This window comes from Bradyrhizobium sp. SRL28, assembly GCF_018596315.1.
Classification (GTDB): Bacteria; Pseudomonadota; Alphaproteobacteria; order Rhizobiales; family Xanthobacteraceae; genus Bradyrhizobium.
Genome location: NZ_JAHEAG010000006.1, coordinates 30,259 through 43,629, shown reverse-complemented (window position 1 = coordinate 43,629; position 13,371 = coordinate 30,259). Strand labels below are relative to the sequence as shown.

The 13,371-nt window shown below is 63.1% G+C and carries 14 protein-coding genes; 6 read left to right on the top strand and 8 right to left on the bottom strand.

Annotated features, from left to right (window positions below):
- Nucleotides 1-70 precede the first annotated feature (70 nt).
- Nucleotides 71-445 (top strand): nuclear transport factor 2 family protein, encoded by a 375-nt coding sequence (locus tag KIP88_RS15905; protein WP_214488877.1) that lies wholly within the window; start codon nucleotides 71-73, stop codon nucleotides 443-445.
- Nucleotides 446-452: 7 nt separating this feature from the next.
- On the opposite strand, the gene KIP88_RS15900 is transcribed toward KIP88_RS15905, so the two are convergent.
- Nucleotides 453-701, bottom strand: a complete 249-nt coding sequence (locus KIP88_RS15900) for a hypothetical protein (protein ID WP_214488876.1) — start codon at nucleotides 699-701, stop codon at nucleotides 453-455.
- Between the two features lie 121 nt (nucleotides 702-822).
- On the opposite strand from KIP88_RS15900, the gene KIP88_RS15895 reads away from it, so the two are divergent.
- Nucleotides 823-2,430, top strand: a complete 1,608-nt coding sequence (locus KIP88_RS15895; protein ID WP_214488875.1) for a Na+/H+ antiporter — start codon at nucleotides 823-825, stop codon at nucleotides 2,428-2,430.
- 175 nt (nucleotides 2,431-2,605) lie between these two features.
- On the opposite strand, the gene KIP88_RS15890 is transcribed toward KIP88_RS15895, so the two are convergent.
- The 3 genes from KIP88_RS15890 to ispG all read right to left on the bottom strand — a co-directional run bounded on the left by KIP88_RS15890 (nucleotide 2,606) and on the right by ispG (nucleotide 6,427).
- Nucleotides 2,606-3,946 (bottom strand): Rieske 2Fe-2S domain-containing protein, encoded by a 1,341-nt coding sequence (locus KIP88_RS15890; protein ID WP_214488874.1) that lies wholly within the window; start codon nucleotides 3,944-3,946, stop codon nucleotides 2,606-2,608.
- Between the two features lie 175 nt (nucleotides 3,947-4,121).
- Nucleotides 4,122-5,015, bottom strand: coding sequence for a TauD/TfdA family dioxygenase (locus KIP88_RS15885; protein ID WP_214488873.1), 894 nt, complete (start codon nucleotides 5,013-5,015; stop codon nucleotides 4,122-4,124).
- A 125-nt stretch (nucleotides 5,016-5,140) separates the two neighbouring features.
- Nucleotides 5,141-6,427: a flavodoxin-dependent (E)-4-hydroxy-3-methylbut-2-enyl-diphosphate synthase gene (gene ispG, locus KIP88_RS15880; RefSeq protein ID WP_214488872.1), complete on the bottom strand. Its 1,287-nt coding sequence runs from the start codon at nucleotides 6,425-6,427 to the stop codon at nucleotides 5,141-5,143.
- A gap of 266 nt (nucleotides 6,428-6,693) precedes the next feature.
- On the opposite strand from ispG, the gene KIP88_RS15875 reads away from it, so the two are divergent.
- Complete coding sequence (locus KIP88_RS15875) at nucleotides 6,694-7,569, top strand: sulfurtransferase (RefSeq protein WP_214488871.1); 876 nt, start codon at nucleotides 6,694-6,696, stop codon at nucleotides 7,567-7,569.
- A 130-nt stretch (nucleotides 7,570-7,699) separates the two neighbouring features.
- Here KIP88_RS15875 and KIP88_RS15870 read toward each other — a convergent pair whose 3' ends face one another.
- On the bottom strand, nucleotides 7,700-8,638 hold the full coding sequence (locus KIP88_RS15870) for a DMT family transporter (RefSeq protein ID WP_214488870.1): 939 nt from the start codon (nucleotides 8,636-8,638) through the stop codon (nucleotides 7,700-7,702).
- A gap of 33 nt (nucleotides 8,639-8,671) precedes the next feature.
- On the bottom strand, nucleotides 8,672-9,157 hold the full coding sequence (locus tag KIP88_RS15865; RefSeq protein WP_214488869.1) for a Fur family transcriptional regulator: 486 nt from the start codon (nucleotides 9,155-9,157) through the stop codon (nucleotides 8,672-8,674).
- A gap of 154 nt (nucleotides 9,158-9,311) precedes the next feature.
- Between KIP88_RS15865 and KIP88_RS15860 the strand changes: the two genes are divergently transcribed.
- Genes KIP88_RS15860 through KIP88_RS15850 form a run of 3 tightly spaced genes read left to right on the top strand, consistent with a single transcriptional unit; the run spans nucleotide 9,312 to nucleotide 12,520 of the window.
- On the top strand, nucleotides 9,312-9,791 hold the full coding sequence (locus tag KIP88_RS15860) for a MarR family winged helix-turn-helix transcriptional regulator (protein WP_214488868.1): 480 nt from the start codon (nucleotides 9,312-9,314) through the stop codon (nucleotides 9,789-9,791).
- Nucleotides 9,784-10,956, top strand: coding sequence for an HlyD family secretion protein (locus tag KIP88_RS15855; protein ID WP_214488867.1), 1,173 nt, complete (start codon nucleotides 9,784-9,786; stop codon nucleotides 10,954-10,956). The genes KIP88_RS15860 and KIP88_RS15855 overlap by 8 nt, the downstream gene beginning before the upstream one ends.
- A 4-nt stretch (nucleotides 10,957-10,960) precedes the next feature.
- Nucleotides 10,961-12,520, top strand: coding sequence for an MDR family MFS transporter (locus KIP88_RS15850; protein WP_214488866.1), 1,560 nt, complete (start codon nucleotides 10,961-10,963; stop codon nucleotides 12,518-12,520).
- A gap of 21 nt (nucleotides 12,521-12,541) precedes the next feature.
- On the opposite strand, the gene KIP88_RS15845 is transcribed toward KIP88_RS15850, so the two are convergent.
- On the bottom strand, nucleotides 12,542-13,021 hold the full coding sequence (locus KIP88_RS15845) for an SRPBCC domain-containing protein (protein ID WP_214488865.1): 480 nt from the start codon (nucleotides 13,019-13,021) through the stop codon (nucleotides 12,542-12,544).
- An 11-nt stretch (nucleotides 13,022-13,032) separates the two neighbouring features.
- The gene (locus tag KIP88_RS15840) at nucleotides 13,033-13,356 is read right to left on the bottom strand and encodes a metalloregulator ArsR/SmtB family transcription factor (RefSeq protein ID WP_214488864.1); all 324 of its coding nucleotides are present in this window, start codon (nucleotides 13,354-13,356) and stop codon (nucleotides 13,033-13,035) included.
- Nucleotides 13,357-13,371: the final 15 nt, after the last annotated feature.

The following is a 13,371-nucleotide window of genomic DNA, read 5'->3' as shown; positions in this document are numbered from 1 at the left end:
ATAGCGCGATCAGCCGGTTCATGGCTTAATTCATCTTGAACAAATTCTCTTCTTGTCCGGGAGCAAAGCCGTGAACGCTGACCGATCGACCGTCGAAGCCGTGGTGAAGAGCTATTTCGATGGCCTGTATGAGGGCGATGCCGACAAGCTCGGCGCGATCTTTGACTCCACCGCCGATTTGCGCTGGCTGGAGAAGGGCGAGTTGCAGGTCCTGACCGTGCCGGACTGGCTCGATCGCGTGCGCAAGCGCCCCTCTGCCAAGGCCGAAGGCAAGCCGCGCGAGGATTTCATCGTCACGATCGACCGCTCGGATGATCAGACCGCCTTCATCAAGGTGCGCTGCCAGTTGCCGCCGCGCTATTTCACCGACTATCTGGTGGCGATGAAACTGCGTGACGGCTGGAAGATCGTCTCGAAATCCTACCGCTACGATCTGCGCGAGTAATATCCATTCAGGCTTGCGCCCCCGCCGGCGCGGCCTCCGTGCCGCCGCGACGGCGGCCAAGGTTGCCCCGGATCACGCGCATCACGACCGGCGGTTGCAACAGCCGTGTCGGCGGTGCCTCCAGATTGGCGACCTCGAGAAACGCGGTCGCCAGCTTTGCATCGTAACGCGCGGCCATGTGCAGCTTGCCGATATACCAGTTGATGAATCGCGCCAGATCGGCCGCGCCGGCATCGAGGCATTCGCGCAACAGCATCGCTTCCTGCCGCCACCGTCATGCCCTGGCCGTAGACCGGCTTGAAACCCCTTCGCCCTTCATCCGTGAGCGCGCGCTTGCGCATTGACCCCACGGTTTTTCCTTGCGAATGGGGGCGATCATGGAAGCCAAGTTTCAGATCTTTTTGATCCTGCTTGCGGTGCTGGCAGGAACCGCGCTGCTGGCACGACGAATCAATGTTGCACCGGCCATTCTGCTGCTGCTCGCCGGTATCGTGCTCGCCTTCGTGCCGGGCATGCCGATGGTGGAATTGCCGCCTGAAGTGGTGCTGCTGCTGGTGTTGCCGCCGCTGATCTATTCGGCCGGCGTCGCCATGAGCTGGCGCGAATTCAAGGCCAACTTGCGGCCGATCGTCCTGCTCGCGGTCGGCTGCGTGATCTTCACCGCCTTCGCGGTCGCCGCCGCGACGCATTACCTGATCGGGCTGCCGTGGACGGTGGGCTTCCTGCTGGGAGCCATCGTCGCGCCACCGGACGTGGTGGCGCCGCTGGCAATTGCGCGCAGGCTCGGCATGCCCCGCCGCATTCTCGTCGTGCTCGAGGGCGAAGGGCTCGCCAACGACGCCACCGCGCTGATCCTCTATCGGTTCACAGTGGCGGCAATTACGACCGGAATGTTCTCGCTGCCCAAGGCGACGGGCACCTTCGCGGTGATCGTCGTCTGCGAGATCCTTTTTGGCGTGGCGGTCGGCTGGCTATCCCTACGCGCCCGCCACCGCGCGCGGGATCCGCAGGTCGAGATCACGCTGTCGCTGATTACCCCCTACCTCGCCTACTGGATTCCTGAACATCTCGGCGGCTCCGGCATCCTCGCGACCGTGGCATGCGGCCTCTACATTAGCTGGAACGGCCCGCTGTTGATCTCGTCGGCCACGCGTCTGCAGGGCATTTTCTTCTGGGACCTCGTGATCTTTCTGATCGAGGGCCTGCTGTTCCTGTTGACGGGATTCCAGATGCGGCTCCTGTTCGAGAAATCGAAAGCGTTTCCGCTTGACGATATCCTGCTCACCACAGCGCTGGTCGCAATCATTATCGTCGTCGCACGTTTTGCCTGGGTTTATCCGGCAACCTATTTGCCGCGCCTGATCAGCGAACGCATTCGCAAGCGTGATCCTGCTCCGAACTGGCGGACCGCTTTCGTGATCTCCTTCACCGGCGTGCGCGGCGCGGTGTCGCTGGCTGCCGCGCTGGCATTGCCGCTCGCGCTGCCGAACGGCGAGGCCTTCCCGCATCGCGACATGATCCTGTTCGTCGCCTTCGGCGTCATCTTCATCACGCTGGTCGGAATGGGTTCGGGATTGCCGCTGGTCGCACGATGGCTCGACGTCACAAAGGACGGCCGCAACGAGCATCGAGCCGAGCATGAGGCGGAGATCGCGGCGCGCCGCGAGGCGCTCGATGCGGCGCTCAAGTCGCTGGATGCCATCACCGACGACCGTGAACTATCTGATGAAGTCGTCAAGCTTCTGCGTTCCCGGCACGAGGTCCGCAGCAACCAGCTCCCTGACACGCTCGATCCCGATGCCCACGATGTCTCGGCGGCGGGCACTGCGTTGACGCGCGAATTGATCTCGGAGGAACGGAAATTCATCCACGTCCTGCTCCGCGACGGCAAGATTACCGACGAAACCAGGCGGCGGATCGAACGCGACCTCGATCTGGAGGAAGCGAGTCTCAGCAATCGGGAGTATCGGAAGGTGCCGCTGTAGGCGTTGTCTCTCCATACGTCGTCCCGGCGCTTATGCGCAATTGCGCATCAGGAGCCGGGACCCATACGCCGCGGCTTATCGATAGGACGATCGGGTAGACACATTCTGACGCAACGAACATCGGTGGCTATGGGTCCCGGCTCAAGGCCGGGACGACGTGATGAGAGTGTGCCCCCTACTCCGCCGCCGCATTCCTGCCGGGACCACCGACATAGCCGGCCGCGTCGCCGAACCGCTCGATCATGACCGCGGTGAGGTCCTTGGCCTTGCTGGTGACGCAGGCGCCGGAACGCACCGTATAACGATCCTGATGCTTGAGGTGCGGCGGCGCCTCGCCTTTCTGCAACGCGCGGGCGGCGTCCATCACCAGCTTGCGGAAATGCATGATGCCGAGATCGGTCGGGCCGAGATGCTCGCGGGTGCGGTCGGCGATCGGCCCCTGGCTGTCCTGCACGGCGGCGTCCTGCTCCGACACGCCCTTGATGCCGGTGTAGCTGCTGGTCTTCTGCAGCTTGCGATCGATCAGGTAATCGTTCGACTTGTTGCGCAGCGGAACATAGTTCTCGTCGACCACGGCCATCACGCCGTTGCCTCGGTCGTAGCCGTCGCGCTCGGCCTGCGTCAGCGGGCGCTCCGGATTCCAGGCATAGGTGAAGATCCAGCAATTGGTATCCGTCACCGGCACAAAGCTCTGGCCGAAAATATTCTCGCCGGGCATCGAGCTCGGCGCATAGGCATGCACCGGCATCAGGAATTGGGCGATACGCCAGTAGATATTGTCGGAGCCCGTCAACCGCCCGCCCGCGACCGTCAAGCCGGCCTCGTGCGGATTGATCTTGATCACCGGGCGCGGGTCTTCGGCGATCCAGCGCATGTGGTCGGTTGCGACCCGTACAAGCGGATTCACAAAGTGCTTCTTGATGTCGAGGATCTCGTTCTCTTCCTTCTCGAACGATAGATGCGCGAAGGTGAAATGCGCGGTGTCGATCGAGCCTTCCAGCGCCTGCACCCAGTTGCAGTCCTGCCATTTCTTCGAGACGTAGCGATGTGAAGCCGGCAGCAGCGCCATTTCCAGATCAGGCAATTCGGGGACCTGATCCGCCGGGCCCATATAGGCCCAGATCATGTCGCCCCATTCCCGCACCGGATACGACTTGATGCGGATCAGGTCTTTTGCGTTGAGATCGGGATAGGAGGTCGGCATGTCGACGCAGCGCCCGTCGGTATCGAATTTCCAGCCATGATAGACGCAGCGGATGCCGCATTCCTCGTTGCGCCCAAGCCAGAGATTGGCGCCGCGGTGCGGGCAATATTGATCGATGACGCCGACCACGCCGCGGCTGTCGCGGAAGGCGAGCAGTTCCTCGCCCATGACGACGATCTTTTTCGGCGTGCCGTCGGCCTCGGGCAGTTCTTTCGACAGCAGCACGGGGAGCCAGAAGCGGCGCAGCAATTCGCCCATTGCGGTGCCTGCACCGCTCTCGGTGAGGAATTTGTTGTCTTCTGCGCGGAGCATGGGGCGTCCTCCGGATGTTTATTGCTTTTGACGAAGCTTGGCGCAGGCGCGGTTTGGCGTCAACGCGAATACGTCATAGCTGCACAGCGGCCGCCGTAGGGCGGGTTAGCGTAGCGTAACCCGCCGCCTTTGCGATGATTGGCGGATTACGCTTCGCTAATCCGCCCTACGAAATTTACACCGGCCGCTCCCCCTTCACCGTCACCCGCGTGCCTGATCTTGTGTGCGGCCAGTAATCCCACATCGCGCGGTGCTGGGCGCAGCGGTTGTCCCAGAAGGCGACCGCGTTTTCCGTCCAGCGGAAGCGGCACTGGAATAGCGGGTTCTCCGCGTGCTGGTAGAGATAGGCCAGCATAGCGTCGCTCTCGTCGCGCGGGATGCCGACGATGAATCGGGTGAAGCCGCGGTTGACGTAGAGCGCTTTCTTTCCTGTCACCGGGTGCGTGCGCACCACCGGGTGCTCGGCGCGCGGATATTCCACCCGGTCGGCGACGCCGTAATTGGCGTAGAGCCCGCGATAGGTCTGCTCGCCGTCGTGCAGCGCGGTGAGCCCGTCGAGATAGGCCTTCATCCGGTCCGACAGCGCTTCGTAGGCGGCGTACATGTTGGCGAACAGCGTATCGCCACCGCGCGGCGGGCACTGCTTGATGTAGAGGATCGAGCCCATCGGCGGCTCGACGTCGCAGGAGACGTCGGTATGCCAGCCCTCGCCATTGGCGCGCGGTGAATCCTTGTCGGCATAGATCTTCATCAGCGCGGGATCGCCCTCGTTGGGCGCCGCCGGATGCACATGCAATTCGCCGAACTTGCGGCCGAAGGCGAGGTGCTGGTCGGGGCTGATGTGCTGGTCGCGAAAAAAGATCACGAGGTTTTCGGCGAGCGCGCGATGGATCTCGTCCATCTGGCGATTGGAGCGCGCGTCGTCCGAGACGAGCTTGCCGATATCGACGCCGGAAATCTCCGCGCCGATGATCGGGGTGAGTTTTTCGACAGCGATGGTCTCGTAGGGGTCAGATTCGCCGGCAACGTGCCGATAGCGCGGTCCCTGCTTGCCGGACAACGAAGACATTGGCGTTCTCCCAATCGTTCTTGATTGGGATCATCGTAGCCCGGATGGAGCGAAGCGCAATCCGGGATCGGTGCCTCAGATTGCAACAAGTCCCGGGTTTCGCTTCGCTACACCCGGGCTACTAGTTATTCCGCCGCCGTCGTCTCCGGCGTCTTGCTGCCTGCGCCGTAGCGCTGGTCGATATAATCGATCACCAGCGCCTTGAAGTCGGCGGCAATCGTGGGCCCGCGCAGGGTGCGGAATTTCTTGCCGTCGACGAACACGGGCGCGGCCGGCGCTTCGCCGGTGCCGGGCAGGGAGATGCCGATATTGGCGTGCTTGGATTCGCCGGGGCCGTTGACGATGCAGCCCATGACGGCGACGTTGAGCGTTTCAACACCGGGATATTGCGTCTTCCAGCCCGGCATTTCCTCGCGGATGAAATCCTGGATCGAGCGCGCCAGTTCCTGGAACGTGGTCGAGGTGGTGCGGCCGCAGCCCGGGCAGGCCGCAACCAGCGGCACGAAGGTGCGGAAGCCCATGGTCTGCAGCAGTTCCTGCGCGACCTGAACTTCCAGCGTGCGATCGCCGCCGGGCTCGGGGGTGAGCGAAATGCGGATGGTGTCGCCGATGCCATCCTGCAGCAGGATGCCGAGCGCCGCGGACGACGCCACGATGCCCTTCGAGCCCATGCCGGCTTCGGTGAGGCCGAGATGGATCGCGTAGTCCGAACGCGAGGCGAGCGTCTGGTAGACCGCGATCAGATCCTGCACGGCGGAAACCTTCGCCGAAAGAATCATCTTGTTCTTGGGCATGCCGAGCTCTTGCGCCCGCGCCGCCGACAGCAAGGCCGACTGCACCATGGCTTCGCGGGTGACCGCGCGAGCGTCGCGCGGGTTCGCAGAGGCCGTGTTCTCGTCCATCAGCTTGGTCAGCAGCTCCTGATCGAGCGAACCCCAATTGGCGCCGATACGGACCGCCTTGTTGTTCTTGTTGGCGATCTCGATGATGTCGGCGAACTGCGTGTCGCGCTTGTTCTTGAAGCCGACATTGCCGGGATTGATGCGGTATTTGTCGAGCGCCTCGGCGCAGGCCGGATATTCGGCGAGCAGCTTGTGGCCGATATAATGGAAGTCACCGATCAGGGGCGTGGTGATGCCGAGCTTGCGCAGGCCATCGCGGATGTGCGGAACGGCGGCGGCGGCGTCATCGCGATCGACGGTGATGCGCACCATTTCCGATCCGGCGCGCGACAGGGCCGCGACTTGCGCGATCGTGCCATCGACATCGGCGGTGTCGGTATTCGTCATCGACTGCACGACGATCGGCGCACCCCCGCCGACGGCAACATTGCCGACCATGACCTGGGTGGTCTTATGCCGGGCGCGGGGACCGGCGACGTCGTCTTGCGGAATTATTTCGGGCTTGTTCATGGGGCCTCGAATATCAGGTTTTGGTGACATTCACCAAGAGGGAGGCGAAGGGTCTGTGCGCCCCATCACGTTCCGGATTTTTCGTTGTATATTCAGTATCTTAGGCCGATCACGACGGCCGGAAGCAGGGTAGAAATACCGCCACTTCGTTAACCGCTATATTGGACAGGAATCGCCGAATTGGAAGGGCGAGCGTACTTCCAGGCGCCTTTTCATAGCCCGATGCGGGCCCTAGCATCGGCCCTAAAACAATGGGAGGCCAACAAATGTCGGGGCGTAACGGGCTCATCTCTACCGCGGAACTCGCTGATATTCTGGGCCAGGCCGATTTGCGGCTGTTCGACTGCACCACCTACCTCGAGCCCGCCCCTGAAGGCAGCAGCCAGCCCTATCTCACCGTACCCGGACGTCACACGTTCGAAACCGGGCATATTCCGGGTGCGGACTTTCTGGATTTGCAGGGCGAGTTCTCCGATCCCAACACCGAGCTTCGCTTCATGATGCCTGGTGTCGCGCATCTGGAGCAGGCGTTCGGACGTCACGGCGTGTCCAACAAAAGCCAGGTCGTGCTGTACAGCATCGGCACACCGATGTGGGCGACGCGGTTCTGGTGGATGCTCACATCGCTCGGCTTCGAGAACGTCGCGGTACTGGACGGCGGGCTCGACAAATGGAAGCTCGAGGGCCGCCCGCTCGAAATCGGACCGGCGAAGGGATATCCGCCGGCAACGTTCACGGCGAAGCCGAAACAGGGATTTTTCGTCGACAAGCACGCGACGCTCGCGGCCACCTCCGAGCGCAACACGATCGTCGTCAACGCGCTCGGCCCGCAGTTTCACAAGGGCCTGGAACCGAGCCGCTACGGCCGGGCCGGCCGTGTCCCCGGCAGTTGCAACGTGTCGGCAGCGACGTTGCTCGATCCCAGGACCAAGGCCTTCGTTCCGCTTGGCGAGGCGGAAGCCAAATTCAAGGCGCAGGGCATCACGAAAGACAAGCGTGTGGTCGCCTATTGCGGCGGCGGCATCTCAGCGACGGTCGATCTGTTTCTGCTGCACCGCCTCGGCTACGACAACCTCACCCTCTATGACGGCTCGATGGGCGAATGGGCCAAGGACACGTCGCTGCCGATCGAGACGGGTTAGGCTCTTTCTACGTCATTGCCTGCGACAAACGCGAAGCGTTTGCGCAAGGGAGCGACAGCGACGAAGCAATCCATCCTTCAGCGCAGGCGGAAAGATGGATTGCTTCGCTTCGCTCGCAATGACGGAAGCATCACGCCGACACGTTCGGATCCGGCGTGACCTTCGGATCCGGCTTGTTCACGAGATAGAGCCCGGCGATGACCAGCAGCGCGGCGACGCCGAAGGCGACGGTCAGCGTATCGTGCAGGATGAAGTAGCTGGCGACGACGCCGAACAGCGGCGTGACGAAGGTGAAGGCTGACAGTTTGCTGGCTGAGTAGGTTTTCACCAGCGCAAACCACAACAGGAACGTCAGGCCCACCACCCAGAACGCCTGATAGGCCAGCAGCGACAGCGACAGCGGCCCGGGAACGTGGGTGATGGTTTCGTCCGATATCCACGCGGCAAGCGCGAGAATCGGGATCGATAGCGCCACCTGATAGCCGAGCCCCTTTTCCGCGGGGGCCTTGATCAGCGCGGTGGTCTTGACGATCAGCGTCGTGGCCGCCCAGAGCGCGCCGCCGGCGACGATCAGGAGGTCGCCCAGCAAGACCTTCGCGTCGACATTGGCCTGGGGAACGCCGATCGCCAGCGCGACCCCGGCGAAACTCAGGGCCAGGCCACCCCATTGCGGCGCCCGAAGCCGTTCGCGCAGAAAGACATATGAGCCGAGGGCGACGAAGAACGGCGCCGTATACAGAAACACCACGGCACGCGACGCCGACGTCAGCAGCAGGCCGCGATAGATCAGCACGAATTCGATACCGAAAATCACGCCCGCGCACACGCCGGGCCACAGCGTCCCGTCGCGCTCGAAGAATTTCACCCGGCGAAACCAACCGATCGCGAGCAACACCGGCAACGCGCCGACAGAGCGGATCAGCGCCTGCAGCATCGGCGGCACGTCCGGCAACACCAGCTTCACCGCGATCTGGTTGAACCCCCAGCTCACGCACAGCATCAGCATCAAGGCGATCGCGCCCGGACTGAGCGCACGCCCGGCGGAAAGTGCTACTGGTTTGGAAGACATCGATCCTCGTGGCCGGCTTATCCGCCGTGTTCTCTATTTCTGACAGTGCGCGCAGGTGCCGGCGATCTCGACGACGGAGAGCTTTGGCGCAAAACCCGACGCCCGGGCCGCCGCGTTGAGGCTTTGCGCCACGGGGGCCGCGGGAATTTCGCCGACGGAGCCGCAATGATCGCAGATCAGGAACGCCACCATCGAGGTCTCGTCATGATCATGCGCGCAGGCGAGGAAGGCGTTGCGGCTCTCGATCCGGTGGACGAGGCCGTTCTCCATCAAAAAATCGAGCGCGCGGTAGACCGTGATCGGCGCCGGCCGCGGCATCGATTTGGCGAGTTCGTCGATCACCTCATAGGCGCCGAGCGGCCGGTGGCTCGACAGCAGCGCCTGCAGCACCTGGCGCCGGATCGGCGTGAATTTCTGCGCCCGCCGCGCGCAAACCTGTTCGGCATGCGCGATTGCTTCCGCAGTGCAGCGGCCGTGATCGTGGTCGGGCGCGGGAAATGTCGGCTTTGTCAGGGTCATATTCGGCTTTTGTAGCAGTTTGAGAACCAATCCCAAAGCCCGGCCACCCGCTGGTTCCCAGCCATGTGCTGGAAGCGGATCAGGCCATTATTAACTCACCATGCGGAATTCATAAGCAAGCTTATTATATCGCAAGCTTATGGAGGCTTAGGCCATGCGTGGTTCCGTGGATATGAACTTCCTGTTCACGCTTGGCGAGGTGCAGCGGATGATGCGTGCCTATGCCGACCGGCAGGCGGCGCGCTACGGCATCACCCGCGCGCAATGGGCTGTTCTGGCCAAGGTCGAGCGAACCGAAGGCCTGAAGCAATCGGAACTCGCCGAACAGATGGAGATGCAGCCGATCACGCTGACGCGGCTGATCGACAAGCTCTGCGACAATGGCTGGATCGAACGTCGCGGCGACGAGAAGGACCGCCGCGTCAACCGCCTCTATCTGCGCAAGGCCGCACGCCCACTGCTCGGCAAGCTCGCCGGGCTGCGCTCCGAGCTGACGGCGGCCGCGCTCGACGGCATCAACCCCACTGATGCCCACCGCCTGCTCGACCAACTCGACCTGATCAAGGAAAACGTTCGCAACGCGATCCAGCATCCGGCGAACGAACCTCCGCGAAAGGAGCAGCGTTATGGCTGATCCCGTGCTCAAATTCCCGCCCGAGCAGAAGAGCAATCCCGCTTCGCCGTCGGCGCGGCCGAAACTCGCCGCCGAGCCACGCCGCCGGCTGATGGCCGGCATGCGCCGCTACCGCCGCTTCCTGCTGCTGGTGGTGCTGCCGCTGGTCGCCCTGGTGGCCGGCGTGACGTTCTATCTCAATGGCGGGCGCTACGTGACCACTGACGACGCCTATGTCGGCGCGCAGAAGGTTCTGATCACGCCTGACATATCCGGCAAGATCGAAAAGGTCGTGGTGAAGGAGGGCCAGCAGGTTGGTCCCGGCGACGTGCTGTTCGAGATCGATCCCGTCCCATTCCGCCTCGCCGTGGCACAGGCCAAGGCCACCCTGGCACAAGCCAATGTCACCTATGACAATCTGAACGCTGATCTCAAGATCTACAGCCAGATGAGCGAGCTCTCGCAGCAGGGCATGGATCTGAAGCGGCGCGACGTCGAACGCAAGTCGGCGCTGGTGAAGAACAATTTCGGCTCGCAGCTCGATCTCGACAATGCGTCCACCGCGCTCGTCACCGCGAGTGCGCAGTTCCAGCTGCTGCAGCAGAAGATCGCCACCGCCAAGGCACAACTGCTCGGCAATCCCGATCTCCCGCTCGCCGAATTCCCGCCCTATGCCCAGGCCAAGGCGGCGCTCGACCAGGCCCAGCGCAATCTCGACCACACGGTGATGCGCGCGCCGATGGCCGGCATCGCCACGCAGGTCGAGCAGATTCAGCTCGGCCGCTTCGTGATGGCCGGCACGCCGGTGTTCAGCATCATCGACACCTCGAATCCATGGGTCGACGCCAACCCGAAGGAATCCGATTTCACCCATGTCGCGGTCGGTCAGTCCGTCACGCTCGAGGTCGATGCGTTTCCGAACCACCCGTTCAAGGGCACGGTCGGCTCACTCTCGCCCGGCACCGGGGCGCAGTTTGCGATCCTGCCGCCGCAGAACGCGTCGGGCAATTTCGTCAAGGTGGTGCAGCGCGTTCCGGTGCGGATCTATTTCGACAAGAACGACAAGTTCGTCCGCAAGCTGAAGGCCGGCATGAGCGTCTACGCCACCATCGACACCAACCATCGCCGTTCGTTGCCCGCCCTGCTCGGCCTGTCGCCGGCGGTGGCGAATCAGGACCACGATTAGCGCCATGGCGACGCCGGGCGCATCATCGGCTGCCGTTCCCGGTCTGCGCCGGAACATGGTGACGATCTGCGCCATGACGGCGACGATCATGCAGGCGCTGGACACCACCATCGCCAACGTCGCGCTGCCTTACATGCAGGGCACGCTGTCGGCGTCGCAGGACCAGATCAACTGGGTGCTGACTTCCTACATCGTCGCCGCCGCGATCATGACCGCACCGGTGGGCTGGATCGCCAACCGTTTCGGCCGCAAGCGAATCTTCGTCGTCTGCTCGGCCGGCTTCACCATTGCGTCCGTGATGTGCGGGCTGGCGCAGGACATCACCCAGATGGTGGTGTTCCGCCTGCTGCAGGGCGTGTTCGGCGCGGCGCTGGTACCGCTGTCGCAGGCGGTGATGCTCGACTCCTACGCGCTGCACGAGCGGGCGAAAGCGATGGCGATCTGGGGCATGGGCGTGATGATGGGGCCGATCATGGGCCCGTCGCTGGGCGCCTGGCTGACGGAAACTTACTCATGGCACTGGGTGTTCTTCGTCAACCTGCCGTTCGGAATTTTTACCGTGCTCGGCCTCGTTATCTTCATGGACGAGTCCAGAAAAGACATCCACCTGCGCTTCGACTGGTTCGGCTTCACCGCGCTCGCCATCGCGATCGGCGCGCTGCAGCTCGCGCTCGACCGCGGCGAGCAGCTCGGCTGGCTGGAATCCAACGAGATCATCGCCGAGTTCATCATCGCCGGTATCGGCTTCTACTATTTCCTGGCGCATTCGCTGACGACCGACCGGCCCTTCATCCAGTTCGCGCTGTTCAAGGACAAGAATTTCGTCGCCGGCTGCGTGTTCATGGCAGTGATGGGGCTGGTGCTGTTCTCGACCATGGCCCTTTCCTCTCCGTTCCTGCAGAACGTGATCGGCTATCCCATCATCACCGCCGGGCTTCTGCTGGCGAGCCGCGGCTGCGGCACGTTCGTGGCGATGATGCTGGTCGGCCGCATGATGAACCATATCGAGGCACGAACGCTGATCATCGCAGGCCTCAGCCTGACCGCGGCCTCGTTGTTCTACATGACCGGCTGGACCGACCAGACCGGTGTGACCGAAATCGTGGTCATCAGCGTGGTCCAGGGCTTTGGTTTCGGCCTGGTGTTTGTGCCGCTTTCCACCGTGGCGTTCCTGACACTGCCCAATCATCTGCGCACCGACGGCACCTCGATGCTGACCCTGATGCGCAACGTCGCAAGCTCGATCGGGATCTCGCTCGTCATCTCGCAACTCACGCAGGGCACGCGCTACAGCTACGCAGTCCTGTCGGAGCATATCAATCCGTTCAATCACGCCCTGCAGATGCCTGTGGTGCGCGACATGATCGATCTCGCCACCGACAAGGGCCGCGCCATGGCTGATATGATGGTCAAGACGCAGGCGCAGATCATCGCGTTCTCGTACGACTACCAGATGGTGATGATCTTCACGGCTTGCGCGATCCCGCTCGCCATCATGATCGGCTCGACCAAGGCGACGCTGCGCGAACAGTCGGCCGCGCCTGACCATGCGGTGATGGAGTAAGCCGCCCGCTCGCGGTTTTCGTTACGGCCGCGCGGGCAAGGAAAGTGCGTCAAGCCGCGCGTAGCTCGCTTCCATTCCATCTTCCATGCCGGTCGCCAGCATCGTGGCACGCGTCGCTGCATCAGGCAGCGTCATCCGCATAGTCATCAGCGTGCCGGTGCCGTCGGGGGCAAAATTCGTTTCGACATGATTGTCCGGTGTCGGGTCGGGCAGATGCATCCGTTCCACGTGAACGAGCCGGCTGAACGGCACCGTCTCGATAAACTCTCCGGTCAGGTAGAAGCCGCCTCCCTTGCCGTCGCTCCATTCGTACCGGATCTTGCCGCCGGGGCGCGCCTCGTTGATGCAGACCGGCATCGTCCAGCCCTCCGGACCGAGCAGCCACTTCTGGATCAGCGCCGGATCGGTGTGCGCCCGATACACCGCCTCCGGCGTGGCGGCGAAGTGCCTGGTAACGACGACGTGGGTGTCGCCTTCGGTCTTAAGCGTCAACTTGCTCATCGGACTGCCTTTCACTCTTCGGTTCTCATGGCGGCCAGAACGTCGTCCAACCGGTTGTAGTTCGCGCTCAGGGTCTGGCGCAGCATCCCGAGCCATTGGTCGATCTCGGCGACGGCCGTCGGCGCCAGCCGGCACGGCCGCTTGGTGCCTTCGACACGCCGGAGGATGAGACCGGCGCCTTCGAGCACCTTGAGGTGTCGGGAGATGGCGGGTTGCGTCATCTCGAACGGCTCGGCCAGCTCCATGACGGTGGCCTCGCCCAACGCGAGACGCGCCAGGATCGCCCGACGGGTTGGGTCAGCCAGCGCGGAAAAGGCGGCATCGAGGCTTGACATAGTCCATCTCAGATC